The organism is Streptomyces sp. NPDC107471, assembly GCF_055582845.1.
This window is the reverse complement of the sequence record NZ_JBVJPC010000001.1, coordinates 627,960-646,937: the sequence shown is the minus strand read 5'-3', so window position 1 is coordinate 646,937 and position 18,978 is coordinate 627,960. Positions and strand designations below refer to the sequence as shown.

At 72.1% G+C, this 18,978-nt stretch carries 14 protein-coding genes; 8 read left to right on the top strand and 6 right to left on the bottom strand.

Annotation, left to right across the window (positions count from 1 at the left end):
- Positions 1 to 17 precede the first annotated feature (17 nt).
- Both ACZ66S_RS02865 and ACZ66S_RS02860 read right to left on the bottom strand, forming a co-directional pair.
- The gene (locus ACZ66S_RS02865) at positions 18 to 3,311 is read right to left on the bottom strand and encodes a S8 family serine peptidase (RefSeq protein ID WP_469899160.1); all 3,294 of its coding nucleotides are present in this window, start codon (positions 3,309 to 3,311) and stop codon (positions 18 to 20) included.
- Positions 3,312 to 3,564: 253 nt separating this feature from the next.
- Entirely contained in the window at positions 3,565 to 4,107 is a 543-nt protein-coding gene (locus ACZ66S_RS02860; protein ID WP_469899158.1) for a CGNR zinc finger domain-containing protein, read from the bottom strand.
- A gap of 122 nt (positions 4,108 to 4,229) precedes the next feature.
- On the opposite strand from ACZ66S_RS02860, the gene ACZ66S_RS02855 reads away from it, so the two are divergent.
- The 5 genes from ACZ66S_RS02855 (at position 4,230) to ACZ66S_RS02835 (ending at position 9,248) form a co-directional block, all read left to right on the top strand.
- The gene (locus ACZ66S_RS02855; protein ID WP_469899157.1) at positions 4,230 to 4,673 is read left to right on the top strand and encodes a VOC family protein; all 444 of its coding nucleotides are present in this window, start codon (positions 4,230 to 4,232) and stop codon (positions 4,671 to 4,673) included.
- A gap of 2 nt (positions 4,674 to 4,675) precedes the next feature.
- Complete coding sequence (locus ACZ66S_RS02850; RefSeq protein ID WP_469899155.1) at positions 4,676 to 5,557, top strand: pyridoxamine 5'-phosphate oxidase family protein; 882 nt, start codon at positions 4,676 to 4,678, stop codon at positions 5,555 to 5,557.
- A 9-nt stretch (positions 5,558 to 5,566) separates the two neighbouring features.
- Complete coding sequence (locus ACZ66S_RS02845; RefSeq protein WP_469899153.1) at positions 5,567 to 6,013, top strand: NUDIX hydrolase; 447 nt, start codon at positions 5,567 to 5,569, stop codon at positions 6,011 to 6,013.
- Between the two features lie 232 nt (positions 6,014 to 6,245).
- Positions 6,246 to 8,012 carry a TIGR03767 family metallophosphoesterase gene (locus ACZ66S_RS02840; RefSeq protein ID WP_469899152.1) on the top strand — a complete coding sequence of 589 codons (1,767 nt, stop codon included), beginning with the start codon at positions 6,246 to 6,248 and terminating at the stop codon, positions 8,010 to 8,012.
- A 99-nt stretch (positions 8,013 to 8,111) separates the two neighbouring features.
- Entirely contained in the window at positions 8,112 to 9,248 is a 1,137-nt protein-coding gene (locus ACZ66S_RS02835) for a serine hydrolase domain-containing protein (protein ID WP_469899150.1), read from the top strand.
- A gap of 77 nt (positions 9,249 to 9,325) precedes the next feature.
- On the opposite strand, the gene ACZ66S_RS02830 is transcribed toward ACZ66S_RS02835, so the two are convergent.
- Both ACZ66S_RS02830 and pepN read right to left on the bottom strand, forming a co-directional pair.
- Positions 9,326 to 10,384 carry a hypothetical protein gene (locus ACZ66S_RS02830; RefSeq protein ID WP_469899148.1) on the bottom strand — a complete coding sequence of 353 codons (1,059 nt, stop codon included), beginning with the start codon at positions 10,382 to 10,384 and terminating at the stop codon, positions 9,326 to 9,328.
- A 206-nt stretch (positions 10,385 to 10,590) separates the two neighbouring features.
- The gene (gene pepN / locus ACZ66S_RS02825; RefSeq protein WP_469899146.1) at positions 10,591 to 13,185 is read right to left on the bottom strand and encodes an aminopeptidase N; all 2,595 of its coding nucleotides are present in this window, start codon (positions 13,183 to 13,185) and stop codon (positions 10,591 to 10,593) included.
- A gap of 136 nt (positions 13,186 to 13,321) precedes the next feature.
- Here pepN and ACZ66S_RS02820 point away from each other — a divergent pair, with 136 nt between their 5' ends.
- Entirely contained in the window at positions 13,322 to 13,984 is a 663-nt protein-coding gene (locus ACZ66S_RS02820) for a mycothiol-dependent nitroreductase Rv2466c family protein (RefSeq protein WP_469899145.1), read from the top strand.
- A gap of 267 nt (positions 13,985 to 14,251) precedes the next feature.
- On the opposite strand, the gene ACZ66S_RS02815 is transcribed toward ACZ66S_RS02820, so the two are convergent.
- Together ACZ66S_RS02815 and ACZ66S_RS02810 are read right to left on the bottom strand one after the other, a co-directional pair.
- Positions 14,252 to 15,679 (bottom strand): FGGY family carbohydrate kinase, encoded by a 1,428-nt coding sequence (locus ACZ66S_RS02815; protein ID WP_469899143.1) that lies wholly within the window; start codon positions 15,677 to 15,679, stop codon positions 14,252 to 14,254.
- Between the two features lie 20 nt (positions 15,680 to 15,699).
- Entirely contained in the window at positions 15,700 to 16,743 is a 1,044-nt protein-coding gene (locus tag ACZ66S_RS02810; RefSeq protein ID WP_469899141.1) for a 2-hydroxyacid dehydrogenase, read from the bottom strand.
- Between the two features lie 97 nt (positions 16,744 to 16,840).
- On the opposite strand from ACZ66S_RS02810, the gene ACZ66S_RS02805 reads away from it, so the two are divergent.
- Complete coding sequence (locus tag ACZ66S_RS02805; protein WP_469899670.1) at positions 16,841 to 18,349, top strand: FGGY-family carbohydrate kinase; 1,509 nt, start codon at positions 16,841 to 16,843, stop codon at positions 18,347 to 18,349.
- Complete coding sequence (locus ACZ66S_RS02800; protein ID WP_469899139.1) at positions 18,346 to 18,975, top strand: histidine phosphatase family protein; 630 nt, start codon at positions 18,346 to 18,348, stop codon at positions 18,973 to 18,975. Before ACZ66S_RS02805 ends, ACZ66S_RS02800 begins: the two co-directional genes overlap by 4 nt.
- The last annotated feature ends 3 nt before the right edge of the window (positions 18,976 to 18,978 follow it).

Sequence of the window (18,978 nt, the reverse complement as noted above, 5' to 3'; positions counted from 1 at the left end):
CGCCGTACGGAGAAGTGTTACGGCGTGACCTTCTCGATCTTCACGTTGCCGCTGCCCGCGACCGTGCCGCGCGCGTTGACGAGGCTGACCTGACCGAAGAACTCACGGCCCTCCGGAGCGGGCGCCAGGGCGGTGACGCTGCCGGAGACGGTCGTCGAGGCGCCGGTGGCGAGCTTGACCGGCGCGTCGGAGACGGTGACGGTGCCCAGGGCGCTGGAGAAGAACACGTCCTGGTAGTCGTACGCCGTGGAGCCGGCCGGGACCGAGTAGCCCACGACCTCGATGGTGTACGTACCGGCGGCGGGCGAGGCGACCGAGACGGCCTCCTCCGAGTCACCGTCGGCGGACGAGCCGACCACGGTGCCGGCCGCGTCGTAGACCGTCAGGTCCAGGTCGGCGGAGACGTCGGAGACGTTGCCGATGGCCACGTCGAGCGACTTGGCGCCCGCGGGCACCTCGACCGTGCTGGTCTGGGTGGTGCCCTCGGTGATGGTCGGGCGGGCCGTCTTGGACGAGCCGAGCGGGCCGCCGGCCGGCTTGCCGTCGATCGCGGCGAGGGTGTTGGTCACCTTCCAGGAGGCGGTGGCCGGGGTGCCGACCTTGGCCTCGGGGACGGTCACGGTCTCCGGGTCGAAGGTCGCGCCGTAGACGGCGACGTCCAGCTTGTACGGGTTGTCGAGCAGCGGCGAGGTGCGGCGCGACTCGACCTCGATCTCCCAGACACCGGCCTGCGGGTCGGCGTAGGAACGGGCGTCGGGCTTGCAGCCGTTGCCGTCGAGGTAGTTGTTGTAGCAGTACGGCGTGCTGGTGTTGTCGACCGGGACGCCGTAGGGGTGGATGGCGATGAAGCGGGTCTGGCTCTTGTCCTTGAGCCCGCCGATCGCGACCTCCAGCGACTTGGCGCCCGCGGGCACGGTCACGAAGTACGACTGGGTGCTGTTGCGCTGCACGGTGTTCGACGCGGTGTAGGTGTACTTCACCGGCGCCGAGACGACGACCGTGGTCAGGACCTGCTGGTCGATGCCCTCGGTCCTCGGGTCGTCGACGACCAGGATCGCGCTCTTGAGGCCCGCGGACCTCGGCTGGGCCTGGACCTTGACGGTCACCGGCTGGTTCAGCGGGAGCCGGACGTCGCCCTTGCCGAGGATCCGGAAGGTGTCACCGGCGTTGTTGCGGATGCGGAGGTCGTGCCGGATCGCCTTGTCCGCGCCGGACGTACGGGTGATGGTGACGTCGTACGTCTTCTTCTGGCCGGCCTTCAGGCCGCCCTCGCGGTCGTAGAGACCGGTGCCGTAGCCCGGGGTCTTCAGGAGCTGGTCGATCGCGGTGTCGACCGGGGCCTTGACGGTGTAGTCGTGGGCGGTGGCGCCGTCCTTGATGGCGTCCCAGGCGTCCACGATGTCGATGAGGCCCGCGCCCTCCTCGTACGCCTGCACACCCTTGATGTGGTCGGCGGTCGAGGTGAGGGCGGTGCGCAGGGTGGCCGGCGTCAGCGCGATGTGCTTCTGCTTGGCGGCCGAGATCAGCAGCGCGGAGGCGCCCGCCGCCTGCGGGGAGGCCATCGAGGTGCCCTGGAGCATCGAGTAGCCGGCCGGCAGCGAGTAGCCCGCCTCGGCGACCGGGGAGCCCGGCAGCCAGGTCTGGGTGGTGTTGATGGCCGCACCCGGGGCGGACAGGGTCGGCGTGAAGCCGCCGTCCTCACGCGGACCGCGCGAGGAGAACGGCATCATCGCGTACTTCTTCTCCACGACGGAGCCGTAGTTGGCGGCCCAGGTCGCCTTGGAGACGGTCGCGCCGACGGAGATGACCTTGTCGGCCAGGCCCGGGTCGCCGATGGTGTTGGCACCGGGGCCGGAGTTGCCCGCGGAGATCACGAGCTGGACGCCGTAGGTGTCGATGAGGCGCGTGTAGAGCTCGGCGCGCGCGTTGTTGCCGTCGTTGAGCGCCGGCAGACCGCCGATCGACATGTTGACGATGTCGACCCCGCGGTTGACGACGAGGTCGATCATGCCCTCGGTCAGCGCCACGTTGGTGCAGCCGCCGGTCCAGGTGCAGGCACGGGAGGAGACGAGCTTCGCGCCCGGGGCCGCGCCGTTCATCCGGCCGCCGAACAGGCCGTTGGCGGCGGTGATGCCGGCCACGTGGGTGCCGTGCTCGGACTCGATGACGCCGATGTTGACGTAGTCGGCCTTGCTGCCCGCGGCGTCGTAGACGACGTCCTTGCGGATCTCGACGACGAACGGCTGGCGCTCGGCGACGTCGGTCGACGGGTCGTCGGTGCCGAAGTACCCGACCTGGAAGCCGTCCTTGTACGGCTTCATGGGGGTGTCGTCGGCGAAGTTCTGGTTGTTGTTCAGGTCGACCCGGACGGTCCCGGCGGCCTTGTCGTACAGCACGCCCCAGGTGTCGGTGGTGTCGCCGTCCCGGTTCGCGTCGCCCTTGGCGTCGCCGCCCGTCGTCGCGGCCTCACGGAACAGGTTGACCTGGTACGACCCGGCGGGCGCCGTCCAGGTGCGGCCGTCGAAGGCGAAGCTCGGGCCGGAGACCGAGGTCGTCATCCGCCGCCAGGTGGCGTCGCCGTCGGCGACCGGGTCGGTCGCCGTCACCCAGTCGACGATCTTCCGCTCACCGGTGGTGGTCTTCTGCAGGGCCGGGTGGCCGAGGTCCACACCCGAGTCCAGGATGCCGATGGTGACACCGCGGCCGTCCGCCTTCGGGTGCTCCTGCACGAAGTCGACGGCGCCCGTCTCGAAGGACGGGTTGTACGGGTTCTCGGCGGGGGTCTTCCTGTTCGGCGCCGGGTAGGTCGTCGTGGCCTTGTGCGCGGCGCCCTTCGCGGTGTCGGCGCTCGGCGTCGGGTCGTCCAGCGGGATGTCCTGCTTGACGTCGATGCCGTGCACGGAGGAGAGCTTCGCGGCGGCGGCGATGGCCGAGTCCGCCTTCGCGGTGGGGACGGTGGCCCGGACGTAACCGAGCTTGTCGTAGGTCTGGCCCACCAGGCCGCCCTTGACCGCGTCCAGCTCCTCGGCGACCTGCTCGGTCTTCCCGGGGGCGGTGGCGACCATCAGCGTGATGTTCTTCGCGCCGTCGGCCTTGGCCTCGGCGAGCGCGTCGGCGTCGTCCGCACCGAGTTTCTCGTCGGCGGACTTCAGGCCCGGGTCCGAGGCCGCGGGGGTGGTGCCCGCGTCGGCGGAGAAGGCCATGGGTATCGGACCCGCCGCGGAGAGCGCGGCGACGAGTCCGGCGGCCGCGGCTATGCGCGCCACACGTCTCGCGCCCGATATCGGAGCGCGCTGGGGGGTGAGGGTCATCGGCATCCCTTGTAGGTAAAGGAACGAGCGGGTGTGTGACCGGGACCGATCGGTCCTGGCCACGGCGATCCGGAAGAAGACCCCGGATGACCGCCCAGCTTTACGCATGGGAAGGATGTTTAGGGAGAGTTGACCGAATCGATATGGGTGTATGGGGAAAACCCGCGATGCCCTTTGGGGACATCGGTGAAGTCGCGCCAGAAAGCGGGCAATTCACCCTGACGCCCTCTTGGGTGACTCTTTCGGGCGCCCCTCAGGCGTCCTTGGTGCGCGCGTAATGCCGGGACGCCTTGGCGCGGTTGCCGCAGGTCGCCATCGAGCACCAGCGCCGGGTGCCGTTCCTCGACGTGTCGAGGAAGTGCAGCACGCACGACTCGTGGGCGCACGACCTGATCCGGTCCGGCGCGGTGTCGAGAAGTCGCAGGTAGTCGCGGGCGGCGAGCCAGCCGGGGCCCCAGGCCGCATCGCGCAACTCGGGCCGCTCGAAGGGGCCTTGGGGGGTCAGCGCGACCCGGACCCGCCCGTGCTCCAGCACCGCGTCGACGAGCGGCGCCCCCTCCTCCAGTGACCCGTCCACCGCCGTGCGCAGAGCCTCCCGGGCCTGCCGCACGTGCCGCAGCATCCGGTCGTCCGGGGTGTGCTCGCCGCCCAGTCCGGCCGAATCGAGCCACACCGCGAGCCCGTCGACGTCGGTGAGGAGGTCCTGGAGGGTCCCCTCGCTCATCCACCGCGTGTTGAGCAGGTCGAGTGCGAGCGGTTCACCGGTGAGCGGGCGGGGGTCGCGGGGGGCGGGCATGTGGGGGCTCCCTTCCGTGCTAACCGGTCAAGCGTACGTGACCGGTTGCATGCACCACTTCTAACCCCTAAAGTCCCTCACAAGGGTTAACCACCGGGTTATCCAAGCTGAAGGGGACAGCCGTGACCTTGCGCACCGGCCACATCGGCCTGAACGTGACCGACCTCGACCGTTCGCTCGCCTTCTACCGGGACGTCCTCGGCTTCACGTCCCTCGCCGAGGGCAAGGAGGAGGGGCGCAGGTACGCCTTCCTCGGCGAGGGCGACACCCTCGTCCTCACCCTCTGGCAGCAGGCCGAGCAGCCGTACGCCTCCGACCGCGCGGGCCTGCACCACCTCGCCTTCCAGGCGGACTCGATCGAGCGGATCAGGGAGTACGAGGAGGCGCTGCGGGCGTACGGCGCCGACTTCGCCCACGACGGGGTGGTCGCCCACCGCGAGGGCGCGGCGTCGGGCGGCATCTTCTTCCACGACCCCGACGGCACCCGCCTGGAGATCTTCGTGCCGAGCGGCGCCCAAGAGGCGCCGGCCCCCTCCGGTGCGGCCCCGACCTGCGGGTTCTTCTAGCCATGGGGGTCTTTCACGCGGGCTCGCGGGCCGTGCAGGACCGGGTCGGGGTGCGCGAGCAGGCCGATCACGTCGGCCGCTCGGTCGGCTCGGGCATCCGGGAGGTCGCCGCGGCCTTCCTGGAGCTCCAGCCATTGCTGGTGGCCGGTGCCGCGGACCCCTCGACGGGCCGGGTCTGGGCGTCCCCGCTCACCGGCGCGCCGGGCTTCGTGCGGGCGACGGGCCCGCACCGCGTCTCGGTCACGGGCGGATGGCTGCCGTCCGACCCCCTCGCGAGGGCGTTCGCCACCCCCGGCACCCCGATCGGCACGATCGCCCTGGACCCCCGCACCCGCCGCCGGATGCGCCTCAACGGCCGACTCGGGCCCACGGCAGGGGGGTTCACCATCGAGGCCGAGCAGGTCTTCGCGAACTGCCCGAAGTACCTCCAGAAGAGACAGTCGTACGAGGTGGTGGCCGGCCGGCGCCCCGGGGGCGCGCTGCGCGGCCGTGAACTCACGCCCCGACAGGCCGAGTTCGTCACCACGGCGGACACCTTCTTCCTGGCCTCGGTGCGCGAGGGCGGCGCCGACGCCAGCCATCGGGGCGGCAACGCCGGCTTCGTGCGCGTGGACGCACCGGGCGAGCTGAGCTGGCGCGACTACCCGGGCAACTCGATGTTCCTCACCCTCGGCAACCTCGCCGCGGACCCGCGGGCCGGTCTGCTGTTCCTCGACTGGACGACCGGCACGGCCCTCCAGTTGACCGGCGAGGCGAGCACCGAGTTCGGCCCGGAGCGCAGGGTGCGCTTCACCGTGCACGAGACCGTCGAGACCCCCTGCGCGCTCCCGCTGCGCTGGTCCGCGCCCGAGTACTCACCGGCCAATCCGGTCCCGGCGGGCTAACTTGCCCGTATGTGGAAGAAGTCGAGGGTGGCGGCCTACGCCGTGTGTGTCCGTGACGGTCAGATCCTGCTGGCCCGCTGGCTCAACCACGGCCGGCCGCAGTGGACCCTGCCGGGCGGCGGCATGGAGCACGGCGAGGACCCCTACGACACCGTGCTGCGGGAAGTGGCCGAGGAGACGGGTCACCGCGTCGAGCTCACCGGTCTGCTCGGCGTGCGGTCGGTGCGCTTCCCGGAACGGCTCCGCTTCGGCCGCACGGCCGACGCGCACCACGTGGGCCTCCTGTACGAGGCCCGCGTCACCGGAGGCGAACTGCGCTTCGAGGTCGGCGGTTCCACGGACATGGCCGCCTGGCACGACCTCGACGCGGTACCGGAACTGAACCGGGTGCCGCTGGTCGACTTCGGCCTGCGGCTGTGGCGGGAGCGGCCGGTGGCCGGCCGGCCCGGGGGATAGCAGTCCTACCCCGGAAGATGAACACGGAGTGACCGCCCCCGGGCCGTTCGACGAGCGCTCCTGGACACGCGAGGTGGGCCAAGATCCACGTACGGTGATCGGCGTTGCGCGTTGCCGTCTCGTTCACGCGCAGGTCATTCCCGGTGCCAAGCATCCAGAGCGAGCGGGTCGTTCGCGAACGCGATCACCCGCGACCACTGCCGACGCAGTTCGCACTCGGGGAGATCGCGCCATGTCGCGCACACGCTCTGTCGCCAGCAGCACGCTGGGGGTCCACCGCCGTACCGTCCTCGCCGCCGCGGGCGCGGCCGCCGTCTCCACGGGCGCCGGCTACGCCCTGCGGCCCACCGACAGCCAGGCCGCGACGGCCACCGGGGCCGCCGAGGCGCCGGTGGCCCAGCCCGTCCACCGGGCCGCCGCACCGGCCGCGGCCCCCCTCGCCCCGTACACCCGCGGCACCACCGTCGCCTCCGTCGCCGCCCCGCGCACCGGCTCCGGCTACCGGCGCCTCGGCGACGGCCCCGGCTGGAGCCGCACGGTGCGCTCCGAACTGGCCGCCCCGAAGGCCGGGCGGGCCGGCCGCCGTACCGCGCTGGCCGCGTTCGTGCAGCTCACCGACCTGCACCTGATGGACACCCAGCACCCCATGCGCCTGGAGTACCTGCGCTCGACCGACGTGCACGCCTGGCGGCCGCAGGAGGCGCTGACCGTGCCGGGCGCGATCTCGCTCGTCGAGCGGATCAACGCGCTGCGCGGCGCCCCCGTCACCGGCGCCCCGCTCCAGTTCGCCATGACGACCGGCGACAACACGGACAACAACAGCCACACCGAGCTCGACTGGTTCCTGGCCGTCATGAGCGGCGGCAGGATCACCCCCAACTCCGGTGACCCGCGGCACTACGAGGGCGTCCAGAACAGCGGCCTCAAGCAGTACTGGCAGCCCGACTCGACCACCCGCGACGCCGACAAGCAGCGCGGCTTCCCGCACCTGCAGGGCTATCTCGCCGCCGCCGTAAGGGAGTTGAACAGCCCGGGCCTCACCATCCCCTGGTACTCCACGGTCGGCAACCACGACAGCCTGCCGCTCGGCTGCTACGGCCACGGCGACTCCTGGCTCGCCGAGTACGCCGTCGGCGGCAAGAAGCTGATGTCGCTGCCCGCGTCCGAGTCGAAGAAGCTCCAGGACATGATCCGCACGGCCTCCGACCCCCAGGGCCACGCCTTCCGCGACCTGCTCAAGACGCACGCCAGGAGCATGCGCTCGGTCACCCCGGACGAGCGGCGCGCCCCCTACACCGCCCGCGACTACCTCACGGCCCACCTCGACCCCGCACACCGGGGCGTCGGCCCGGTCGGCCACGGCTACTCCACCGCCAACCTCGACGCGGGCACCCAGTACTACAGCTTCCGCATCGCCGACGACGTGGTGGGCATCAGCCTAGACACCACCGACCCGGGCGGCCACTACCAGGGCTCCGTCGGCACCCGGCAGTTGCGCTGGCTGGACCGGACGCTGCGGGAGAACAAGGACTCCTTCGCCGTCGTCTTCAGCCACCACACCAGCGACTCGATGACCAACACCCGCCCCGACCCCGCCCACCTGGGGGAGCGCCGGCACAACGGCCAGGAGGTCGTCGCCCTGCTCGCGAAGCACAGCAACGTCCTCGCCTGGGTCAACGGCCACATCCACCGCAATGTGATCACCGCCCACTCCGCCCCCGGCGGCCGGTCCTTCTGGGAGATCTCCACCGCCTCCCACATCGACTTCCCGCACCTCGCGCGGGTCGTCGAACTGGCCGACAACAAGGACGGCACGATCTCGATCCTCACCACCCTGATCGAGTCCGCGGCGCCCCACCGCACCGACTTCGCCGACCTCTCCCAGACCGGTCTCGCCGCCCTCTACCGCGAACTGGCCTACAACGCCCCCGGGTCGAGCGACAAGCTCGGCGGCGCCTCGCGGGACCGGAACACCGAGCTGGTCCTGAAGAAGGGCTGAAACCGGCTCAACCCTCCTGATCCACCTCAACCCTCGCCGTCCGCGGTGAGTCTCTCCCGCCGATCACGCTCGCCGAGCGTGCCGGAACAGGGGGAAGACATGACCGTACGCACGACTGTGGTGGTCGGGGCGGCCGCCGTGGCGCTCGCGACCGGCCTCGCCGCCCCGGCGACGGCGGCCGGGGCCGACCCGCACGAGGCCACCCGACAGGCCGTCCGCGCCGCGGTGCAGGACGGTGTGCCGGGGGTGACGCTCACCGCGAGGGACGGCCGCACCACCTGGTCGACCACCGCGGGGGTCGGCAACCTCCGCACGCACGCCCCGCGTTCGGCGGACGACCGCTACCGCGTAGGCAGCATCACCAAGACCTTCGTCGCCACCGTGCTGCTCCAACTGGAGGCCGAGGGACGGCTGTCGCTGGACGACACGGTGGAGAAGTGGCTGCCCGGCACGGTCCACGGCAACGGGCACGACGGCGGCCGGATCACCCTGCGCCAACTCCTCAACCACACCAGCGGCGTCTTCGACTACACGTCCGACGAAACCTTCGCGAGCACGTACTTCCTCAAGGACGGCTTCCTCGCGCACCGCTACGACACCCAGAGCCCCGAGCAGCTCGTCGCGATCGCCATGGCCCACCGGCCGGACTTCGCACCCGGCACCTCCTGGAGCTACTCCAACACCAACTACGTCCTGGCCGGCATGGTGATCCACCAGGTCACCGGACGGACCTACGGCGAGGAGATCCGCCGCCGTGTCATCGCGCCGCTGCACCTGACCGCCACCTCGGTCCCGGGCACCCGCGTCACCGTGCCCCGCCCCAGCAGCCGGGCCTACTCCAAGCTCGCGCGGACGGCGACCGGACCGACGTACGACGTCACCGAGCTGAACCCCTCCCTCGCCTCCTCGGCGGGCGAGATGATCTCCGACTCGGCCGATCTCGACCGGTTCTACTCGGCCCTGCTGCGGGGGAAACTGCTCCCGCCGAAACAGCTCCGGGAGATGAAGGCGACGGTGCCCGTCGACGAGCACCAGGGCGCCGGTTACGGCCTCGCCCTGATCGACCGCGAGCTGAGCTGCGGGGTCCATGTGTGGGGCCACGACGGCGGCATCCACGGCTCCTCCTCCGTCGCCGTGACCACGGCCGACGGCCGGCACTCCCTCGCCTTCAACTTCAACGGCGACTGGTCGGGGGACAGCGACGCCGTGATCGAGGCGGAGTACTGCGGCGGGTAGGCGCGCACGAGGAGGGGCCACGGCTGTCCGCTGCCGTGGCCCCTCCTCTCCCCTCCTGGCCCTGCCCCGGTCCGTCACTACCGGGGCAGCACCACGACATAGGCGGCGGGATCCCGGTCGCCGGAGGCCATCAGGGCCGTACGGACCACCGTCGCCTGCTGTTCCATCGCGTCCCTGAGCTTGCGCGGGGTGATGTGGACGACCGTGATGCCGAGCCGCTCCAGGTGCTCGCGTTTGCGGGCGTACTCGGACCACAGGGCGTCGTCGTCCTGCCGATGGCCTTGCCGAGGTGCCCGGGTGTCCAGCTCCAACGCGACGGCCTGCTCGGGCCAGTACGCGTCCAGGCCGCCCAGGTGGGGGCCGCCCGGCAGCCTCAGGTCCACGTTCCACACCGGGTCGGGCAGGCCGTACTCCTGGACCATGCGGTACAGCCGGTCCTCCGCGATGGCGCGGCCCTCGGCGAGCAGGGAGTCCACCGCGTCCACCACGTGCGGGCGGCTCAGCAGCTTGGCGTTGGTCAACTCCCGCACCACGGCGGCCGGTTCGCAGTGTCCGCCGCGTACCGCCTCGGTCAGCAGCCGGCGTACCGCGCCCGCGTCCGTCAGCTCGGTGACCGCGTCGGCGAGGGCCCGCGGCACCGGGGCGACCGGAACTCCGGTGACCTGTTCGGCGGCGGGCAGCGCCGAGGTGCGGACGATCCGCGCGCCGCCCGTCGAGCGCAGCCGCCGCAGCCTCGGGACCAGGACGTCGATCCGGTCCAGGGAGAGCAGCGGCGGGGTCGAGCTGAAGCCGTGCAGCGTCAGCGCCGCGAGGCCGGTGATCATCGCCTCCGCGTACACCGGCCGGTGCGGCTCCTCGGCGCCCGGCTGCACGGGAACCCCGGCGCTCTGCTCCCGGGCCGCGTACATCAGCACCGCGTGCAGCCGCTCCTCGCTGGTCGGCGGGCCCGGGTGGAGCAGGAAGACGCCCGGGAGGAGCTGCTGCCAGGGGCCGCCGGGCCGGCACTGCTCGTTGGCCTCGGCGACCGAGACGCCGGTCGCGCGCAGCCGGCCGGCGGTCACGACACGGCGGTGCACCTCGGCGAGGTGGCGCAGGGGGCGGGGGGAGAGCGGGGGGACCGGGGTGTTGTGGTTCATGCAGCGGAGATTCCCGCCTCCGGAGCGCCCGATAACCGCTGTTACACGCCTGTCGACAAATACGGACAAGGCAGTACTAAAGGACGGGTGTTCGGGTGCCGAGTAGGCAGCGAAAACCCCTGGTCCATTCGGGTGGGACCAGGGGTTACGGCTGCTATTGAACGGATTTCGTAACGGCTACCGGGCGCCCAAGCTCAGGCCAAAGGTCATTCAGGGTTGACGGCGTTGACGGCCTGCGCGTCGCACTCCTGCCCCCGCAGCGCCCGCGCCAGATCGTCCCGCCCCTCCAGCACCAGCCTGCGCAGCGCCGGCGCCGCGTCCTCGTGGGCGGCGAGCCACGCGTCGGCCGCGTCCAGCGTCGCCCGCGAGTCCTGGAGGGAGGGGAACAGCCCGGAGACGATGTTCATCGCGATCTGGATCGAGCGCTCCTTCCAGACCCGCTCGATCACCGCGAAGTACTTCTCCGTGTACGGCTCCAGCAGGTTCCGCTGGGACGGCTGGTCGAACCCCGCGATGGTCGCCTCGGCCAGGGCGTTGGACAGCGCGTCGGACTCCACGACCTGCGCCCACGCCTGCGCCTTCACCGCCTCGGACGGCCGCGCGGCCAGGCAGCGGACCTGGTGGCGCTTGCCGGACGCGGTGTCGTCGCGGGCGAGCTCGGCGGCCAGCGTCTTCTCGTCGGCCACCCCCCACACGGTCAGCGGCTGGAGGAACGCCCACCGCAGCTCCTGGTCGACCTCCAGCCCCTCGATCACGGACGTGCCGTCCAGCAGCCCCTGCAACAGGTCGAAGGCGGCCCGGCCCTCGGCCGTCCGCGCGAAGAACCGCGCCCACGCCAACTGCTGCTCGCTGCCCGGCCCGGCGGCCAGCAGCTCCCGCTCGGCGCCCTCGGCGAGCAGCCGCGCACCCGGCTCCCGCCACTCGGGCGCCACGTAGTGCACGAGGGCCGACTCGGCCCAGGCGTGCAGCATCTGCAGGACGCCGATGTCGGACTCGCGGCCCGCGAAGCGCAGCACGATGGCGATGAACTCCCGGGCGGGCAGCAGCGCGTCCCGGGTCATGTTCCACAGCGCCGACCAGCACAGGGCGCGGGCGAGCGGGTCGCTGAGGTCGCCGAGCCCCGCCTTCAGGGTCTCCAGGGAGCCCGCGTCGAAGCGGGTCTTGCAGTACGTCAGGTCGTCGTCGTTGACCAGCACGAGCTCCGGTGCCTCGGCACCGGCCAGCTCCGCCACGACCGTACGCGGGCCGTCGACGTCCACCTCGGCGCGCGCGTACCGCTCCAGGGCCCCTTCGGGCGTACGGCGGTACAGGCCCACCGCCACCCGGTGCGGGCGCAGCTCCGGGTGCGATTCGGCCGCCTCCTGCACGACCGCCAGCTCGTCGACGCGCCCCTCGGCGCTCAGCAGCACCTGCGGGGTGAGGGAGTTGACCCCGGCCGTCTGGAGCCAGGACCGCGCCCACGCGCCCATGTCCCGGCCGCTGGTCTCCTCCAGCACGGACAGCAGGTCGCCGAGGCGGGTGTTGCCGTACGCGTGCCGCTTGAAGTAGCGCCGGGCGCCCTCCAGGAACGCGTCCTGGCCGACGTAGGCGACGAGCTGCTTCAGGACCGAGGCGCCCTTGGCGTACGTGATGCCGTCGAAGTTGAGCTTGGCGTCCTGAAGGTCGCGGATGTCGGCGGTGATGGGGTGCGTGGAGGGAAGCTGGTCGGCGCGGTAGGCCCAGGCCTTGCGGCGGTTGGCGAAGGTGATCCAGGAGTCCTTGAAGCGGGTCGCGCCGACGTTGGCGAAGGTGCCCATGAAGTCCGCGAAGGACTCCTTCAGCCACAGGTCGTCCCACCACACCATGGTGACCAGGTCGCCGAACCACATGTGGGCCATCTCGTGGAGGATCACGTTGGCCCGGCCCTCGTAGGAGGCCCGGGTGACCTTGCCCCGGAAGATGAACTCCTCGCGGAAGGTCACCAGGCCCGGGTTCTCCATCGCGCCGAGGTTGTACTCCGGCACGAACGCCTGGTCGTACTTCCCGAAGGGGTACGGGTAGTCGAAGTGCTCGTGGAAGAAGTCCAGGCCCTGCTTGGTGACGAGGAACACGTCGTCGGAGTCGAAGTGGGGGGCGAGCCCCTTGCGGCAGAGCGCGCCGAGCGGGATCTCCAGACGGGTGCCGTCCTCCAGGACCCGCTCGTAGGAGTCCGTCACGTAGTGGTAGGGACCGGCCACCACACAGGTGATGTACGTCGAGATCGGCTTCGTCTCCGCGAACCGCCAGACCCCGTCGCTCTCCGTGCCGACGCCGTTGCTCCACACCGTCCAGCCCTGCGGCGCCCGCACCTCGAAGCGGAAGGGCGCCTTGAGGTCCGGCTGCTCGAAGTTGGCGAAGACCCGGCGGGAGTCGGCCGGCTCGTACTGGGTGTAGAGGTAGACCTCGCCGTCCTCGGGGTCGACGAAGCGGTGCATGCCCTCGCCGGTGCGGGAGTAGGCGCACTGCGCGTCCACGACGAGTTCGTTGTCGGCGGCCAGGTCCTCCAGGGCGATCCGGGAGCCGTCGAAGACCTCGCCGGGGTCGAGGTCCCGGCCGTTCAGCGAGACCGCCGTGACGCTCGGCGCGATCAGGTCCGCGAAGCTGGTGGCCCCCGGCTCGTTGCACCGGAAGCGGATCGTGGTCACCGACCGGAAGGTGCGCGGACCGTCCCCGGCGTCGTCACCGACCGCCGAGCGCAGGTCGAGGGACACCTCGTACCCGTCGACGGACAGCAGGGCGGCCCGCTCCCGGGCCTCGTCACGGGACAGATTCTCACCGGGCACGGCGATGCTCCCTCGGATGGTGTTCAGCATGCGGACAGGCCCGATCCTGCCATGTGCTCCTGACATCGGTCAGCCGGGAATGGGGTGGGCGGCCACCGGTGTTGCCGGGGGAAACGAACACTCTTCTAGGAGACCCATGTCCGAGACCGCGAACGCCTCCGGCAAGACCCCCGTCGACTTCTGGTTCGACCCGCTGTGCCCGTGGGCCTGGATGACCTCCCGCTGGGTCCTGGAGGTCGAGAAGGTCCGGGACATCGAGGTGCGCTGGCACATCATGAGCCTGGCGGTGCTGAACGAGCCGAAGCTCGACGAGCTGCCCGAGGAGTACCGCGAGCTGCTGGAGACCAAGGCCTGGCAGCCGATCCGGGTGGTCACCGCGGCCTGGCAGAAGCACGGCTCCGACATCCTCGGTCCGCTGTACACCGCGCTCGGCACCCGTATCCACAACGAGGGCCAGGGCCCGACGCGCGAGGCCGTCGAGGGCGCCCTCGCGGACGTCGGCCTGCCCGCCGACCTGATCGAGTACTTCGACCAGAAGGACTTCGAGTTCGACGCCGAGCTGCGCGCCTCCCACAAGGAGGGCATCGACAAGGTCGGCCAGGACGTCGGCACCCCGGTCATCGCGGTCCCCGGCGCCGACGGCGAGCAGATCGCCTTCTTCGGCCCGGTCGTCACCCCGGCCCCCAAGGGCGAGGAGGCCGCCCGCCTGTGGGACGGCACCCTCGCGGTCGCCTCGGTCCCGGGCTTCTACGAGATCAAGCGCACCCGCACGAAGGGCCCCGACTTCAGCAACCTGTAGTCAGTCCTTAGGCTTGGGAAAGGACCCTCCGTCGTTCTGATCCCCGAGCCGCTGGTAACGAAGACAGCCCTCACGGGCACAGCGGTAGTACGAGCCCAGGCGAGTGTGCCTGGGCTTGTGCTCCCGGACGAACTTCTGCTCGTCATCAGTGAGCGCGCGAAACTCCTGAAGACTCCCACCACAATTCGAGCACCGCATGAACACCGTGCACTCCAGCCCACCCAGGGGCGCGGGGAACTGCGCGACCGGCCACGACGAAACCCGCAGCTAACGACCGGCAGTCCCCCGAGCCACATCCAACCGCGCCACATGCGCCTGGAACCCCTTCGCGTAGTACGCGGAACGCCCGGGATCCGGTTCAACGATCATCGTCGGCTCGGTCCAGACCCCGGCGTCGAGAGAAACCCCGTACCGCTCCGCCGCCGCCAACACCGCCCCCCGGGCCCCCACCTCCCCCTCCACGACCCTGAGCGGCCGCCCGAGCACATCGGCCAGCAACTGCATCCACGCCGGACTCCGCGTCCCACCCCCGCACACCGCGAGCGACCCGGTCAGCCCGGCCACCTCCAGACAGTGCCGGGCCGCATAGCCGATCCCCTCACAGGTCGCCCGGACCAGATCGGCCTTGGTGGTCTCCAGCGAGACCCCCGTCAGCTCGGCCCGCAGACGCGGCTCGACGAAGGGAGCCCGCTCCCCGGAGGGGGCGAAGTACGGCAGCACCCGCACCCCGTGCGCCCCCGGCGGAGTCGACGCCAGCAGCCCGTCCACCTCCGCGTGCGTCACCCCCGTCGTCGACAGCACCCAGTCCAGCGCGGCCGTCCCGACCATCGCCGGCATCGCCCGCAACCGATGCCCGGGCCGGTCCGTGGAGATGTACAGCCCGGCCGGCTCACCCGACAGATCCAGTTCCGTCGTGGCGACCAGCGCCGCCAGGCACGTCCCGACGATCAGGAGACCGTCCCCCGGCTCGGTGACCCCCGCGCCCAGCGCGCACGCCGGGAGGTCGTACGGCCCGTTCGACAGCCGCGTCCCGGCGGGCAGTCCCTCGCCGCGCGCCTCGCCCGTGCTGATCGGGTCGCCGATCGAGGGCAGCAACCGCCGCCGACGGGTCAGCCCCAGCAGCTCCACGACCCGGTTGTCGTACGTCCGGGTCCGCGGATCGAGGAACGGCATCGACGCGTCCGACACGTCCGTCACGGCGAGCGCGGCGCCCGTCAGCCGCTGGAAGACCATGTCCTTGCAGTACACGGCGGCCGCGGCGGCGTCCAGGGACTTCGGGTCGTACCGGTCCAGCCACGCCAGCAGGGGCCCCGGCGAGCCCGGGAACATCGCGCCGCCGGTCCGCCGGAACACCGTTTCGAAGGTGCCGTCCGCGAGCCACTGGTCGAGCAGTTCGTGCGCCCGTCCGTCCATCCAGGAGAGCGCCGAACGCACCGGCCGCCCCTCCTTGTCGACCAGCCACACCCCGTCGCCCTGACCGGTCAGCCCGGCCAGCTCCACCGGCTCCGGCACCGCCCCGGTGAGCCTGCCGAGGACGTCGACGACCGCGTCGTAGATCTCCGCCATGTCCTGCTCGACGCGCCCGCCGTGCAGGGACAGCTCCACCGGGCGGGACTCGACGGCCAGTTGGCGTCCCGCACCGTCGAAGGCGGCGGCCTTGACGACGGACGTGCCCACATCGATACCGACGTACATGCAGATTCCCTCCTACGACCTCACGTCAGGCAGTGCGCCAACCGCTCTCCCCGCGCCCAGCGGCCCACCTCCTGAGCCGCGATCCTCGCCGCCTTCTCGGCCACCGCGCGGCTCGCCCCGCCGAGGTGCGGGGTCAGGACGACCCGGTCGGCCAGGGCGCGCAGCCGGGAGTCGGTGGGCAGCGGTTCGTGCTCGTAGGTGTCCAGGGCGGCCGCCGACAGCCGGCCGGCCTCCAGGGCGTCGCACAGCGCGCTCTCGTCGACGAGCGGGCCGCGGGCCACGTTCACCACGACCGCCCCCTCGGGCAGCAGGCCCAGCTCGCGGGCGCCGATCAGGCCGCGGGTCTCGGCGGTGAGGCGGGCGTGCAGGGTGATCGCCCGGGAGCGGGTGAGGAGCTGGTCCAGGGAGTTCACGCGCAGGCCGTGGATCTCGCCGCGCACATAGGGGTCGTACACCATCACCTGCGCGCCGAAGGCGCACAGCACGCGCGCGACCCGGCTGCCGACGGCGCCGTAGCCGACGAGCCCGACGGGCAGGTCCTCCAGCTCCAGGCCGCTGTGCTCGTAGGTGTAGTAGGCGGCGCCGCCCGCCCAACTGCCCTGTGCGGCGAGGAGGTCGTGGGCCTGCGGGATGCGGCGCAGGGCGGCCAGCAGCATGCCGACGGTGAACTCGGCGGTCGCGGCGGCGTTGCGGCCGGGCGCGAAGCACACCCGTACGTCCCGGGCCTTGGCCGCGTCGAGGTTCACGTTGACCGGGCCGCCCCGGCACACGACGACCAGCCGCAGGCTTTCCGCGGCGGTCAGCACCCGCTCGGTGACCGGGCCCATCTGGGTGACGAGGACCTCCGCGCCCTGCAGCGCCTCGATCAGCTCGTCCTCGGCGTCGCTCGCCTCCGTCACCTCCGAGACGGGCCCGAAGGGCTCCAGCGGCCAGCCGAGCGTCACCTCCCTCGTCTCCGCGGCGATGCCGCCCAGCTCGGCCTCGACGGCCCCGGCGATCAGCCCCGGCAGTACGAAGTGGTCGCCGGCCGCCACGACACGTACGGGATCGGTCCTCTGGGTCATCGTCGACCTCCGAGTCGTCGCTTCACTGAGACGATGTTGAGCCGCGAGTCCCGGGTACGCATAGACCCCGTGCGGGTGGGAGGTCCCGATGACCGGTATGACGGACGAGAACGAGACGGCGTGGCTGGGGATCGACCTCGGCACGCAGAGCGTGCGCGCGCTGGCGGTCACGGCCGACGGCACCGTGCTGGGCCGGGGTTCCGCCCCGCTGGGCGGCCGGCGCGAGGGCGTGCGGCACGAGCAGGACCCGGGGCAGTGGTGGGAGGCGGTGCGCACGGCGTCCCGTGCCGCGCTGCTCACCCTGACGGGTGTACGGATCGGCGGTGTCGCGGTGTGCGGGACCTCGGGGACGGTCCTGCTGACCGACGCGGAGGGCCGGCCGACGAGCCCGGCCCTCATGTACGACGACGGACGGGCGGCCGGCGAGGCGGCCGGGCTGCGCGAGGCGGGCCTCGCGGTGCAGGACACCTGGGCGCTGCCGAAGGCCCTGTGGCTGGTGCGGGAGCACGGCGCGAAGGGCCGGGTCACCCACCAGCCCGACCTCGTCACCGCCCGCCTGACCGGCGGGCCGGTGCCCACCGACTCCAGCCACGCGCTCAAGACGGGCTACGACGTCGAGCGGGGCGCCTGGCCGGACCTCGCCCTGGATCTTCCCGAGGTCGTCCTCCCCGGCACCCGGCTCGGCGAGGTCTGCCCCGCCGCCGCCGCGGCGACCGGGATTCCGGCGGGCACGCCCGTCGTCGCCGGGATGACCGACGGCTGCGCCGCCCAGATCGCCGCGGGCGCCCTGCGGCACGGGTCCTGGAACTCGGTGCTCGGCACCACCCTCGTCCTGAAGGGGGCCACCCCGGACCCGGTGCGGGACCCGGCCGGCGTGGTCTACAACCACCGGGCGCCGGGCGGCACCTGGCTGCCCGGCGGGGCGTCGAGCGTGGGCGCGGGGGCGCTCCCGACGGACGTGGACCCCGCCGCCATGGACGCACGGGCGGCCGCGTACGAGCCGTCAGGGGCGGTGGCCTACCCGCTGGTGGCACGGGGGGAGCGGTTCCCCTTCCGGGCCCCGGACGCCGGCGCCTTCCGTCTCGGGGAGCCCGCCGACGACGCCGACCGCTGGGCCGGGCTCCTCCAGGGCGTCGGGTTCGCGGAACGCCTGTGCCTCGACTACCTGCACCACCTGGGCGCCCCGCTCGACGGCCCCCTCACCTTCACCGGCGGCGCGGCCCGCAGCCCGTACTGGAACCAGCTCCGCGCCGACATCCTCGGCCGCCCGGCCCGCGTCCCCGAACAGACCGAACCGGCTCTGGGAATGGCCGCGTTGGCCCTCCACGGCACCACGGGCACACCGCTGGCGGAGGCCGCCGAGCACATGGTCCGCATCCGCACGGTCGTGAAACCCCGCCCCGACCGCACGACCCTCTTCGCCGAGCCGTACGCCCGCCTGGTCGACGAACTCACTGAGCGAGGCTGGCTCCCCACCCCGGTTGCGGCGCACGCCCACAGCCGACTGCACTGGGAAACCAGCCCGGACACGAACCTGCCCAGGGGCGCGGGGAACTGCGCGACCAGCCACCACGGCGCCGCACCTACCGACTGGACCAGCCCATGACAACCAGTACAACACTCCTGCTGGCCCGGCACGGGCAGACCATCTGGCACGCCGAGAACCGTTACGCGGGCGTGAGCGACATCGGGCTCACCGACGAGGGCCGCGCCCAGGCGGAGGCGCTCGGACGCTGGGCCGCCGTCCACCGCCCCGACGCGGTGTGGACGTCACCCCTGTCGCGGGCGATCGCCACCGCCGACCCGGCCTGCCGCGCCCTCGGCGTCACCCCGTACCGCGAACCCGGCCTGCGGGAGTGCGACTTCGGGGTGGTGGAGGGCCGCACCCTCGCGGAGTTCGCGGCCGAGGTGCCGGACGCGGCCGAGGCCTTCCGCGCCGACCCGGTGTCGTACCCCTTCCCCGGCGCGGAGGACCCGGCGGCCGCCGCGGCCCGGGGCACGGAGGCCCTGCGCCGCATCGCCGCCGCCCAGCGCGGCGAGCGGGTCCTGGTCGTCGCCCACAACACCCTGCTGCGGCTGGTGCTGTGCGCGCTGCTGTCGATCCCGCTCGGGGAGTACCGCAGGGTGTTCCCGCGGTTGCGCAACGCGGCGATCACCGAACTCCGCCTGGACGAGGACGGATCCGCCGCACTTCTCTCCCTCAATGTGCCGTGCGAGCCGGACAGGTCGTAGCAC

What these genes read in the sequence shown, in the direction of transcription:
- ACZ66S_RS02865 (WP_469899160.1), bottom strand. Translation starts at nt 3,311, where the DNA reads ATGACCCTCACCCCCCAGCGCGCTCCGATATCGGGCGCGAGACGTGTG.
- ACZ66S_RS02860 (WP_469899158.1), bottom strand. Translation starts at nt 4,107, where the DNA reads ATGCCCGCCCCCCGCGACCCCCGCCCGCTCACCGGTGAACCGCTCGCA.
- ACZ66S_RS02850 (WP_469899155.1), top strand. Translation starts at nt 4,676, where the DNA reads ATGGGGGTCTTTCACGCGGGCTCGCGGGCCGTGCAGGACCGGGTCGGG.
- ACZ66S_RS02845 (WP_469899153.1), top strand. Translation starts at nt 5,567, where the DNA reads ATGTGGAAGAAGTCGAGGGTGGCGGCCTACGCCGTGTGTGTCCGTGAC.
- ACZ66S_RS02840 (WP_469899152.1), top strand. Translation starts at nt 6,246, where the DNA reads ATGTCGCGCACACGCTCTGTCGCCAGCAGCACGCTGGGGGTCCACCGC.
- ACZ66S_RS02835 (WP_469899150.1), top strand. Translation starts at nt 8,112, where the DNA reads ATGACCGTACGCACGACTGTGGTGGTCGGGGCGGCCGCCGTGGCGCTC.
- ACZ66S_RS02830 (WP_469899148.1), bottom strand. Translation starts at nt 10,384, where the DNA reads ATGAACCACAACACCCCGGTCCCCCCGCTCTCCCCCCGCCCCCTGCGC.
- ACZ66S_RS02820 (WP_469899145.1), top strand. Translation starts at nt 13,322, where the DNA reads ATGTCCGAGACCGCGAACGCCTCCGGCAAGACCCCCGTCGACTTCTGG.
- ACZ66S_RS02815 (WP_469899143.1), bottom strand. Translation starts at nt 15,679, where the DNA reads ATGTACGTCGGTATCGATGTGGGCACGTCCGTCGTCAAGGCCGCCGCC.
- ACZ66S_RS02810 (WP_469899141.1), bottom strand. Translation starts at nt 16,743, where the DNA reads ATGACCCAGAGGACCGATCCCGTACGTGTCGTGGCGGCCGGCGACCAC.
- ACZ66S_RS02805 (WP_469899670.1), top strand. Translation starts at nt 16,841, where the DNA reads ATGACGGACGAGAACGAGACGGCGTGGCTGGGGATCGACCTCGGCACG.
- ACZ66S_RS02800 (WP_469899139.1), top strand. Translation starts at nt 18,346, where the DNA reads ATGACAACCAGTACAACACTCCTGCTGGCCCGGCACGGGCAGACCATC.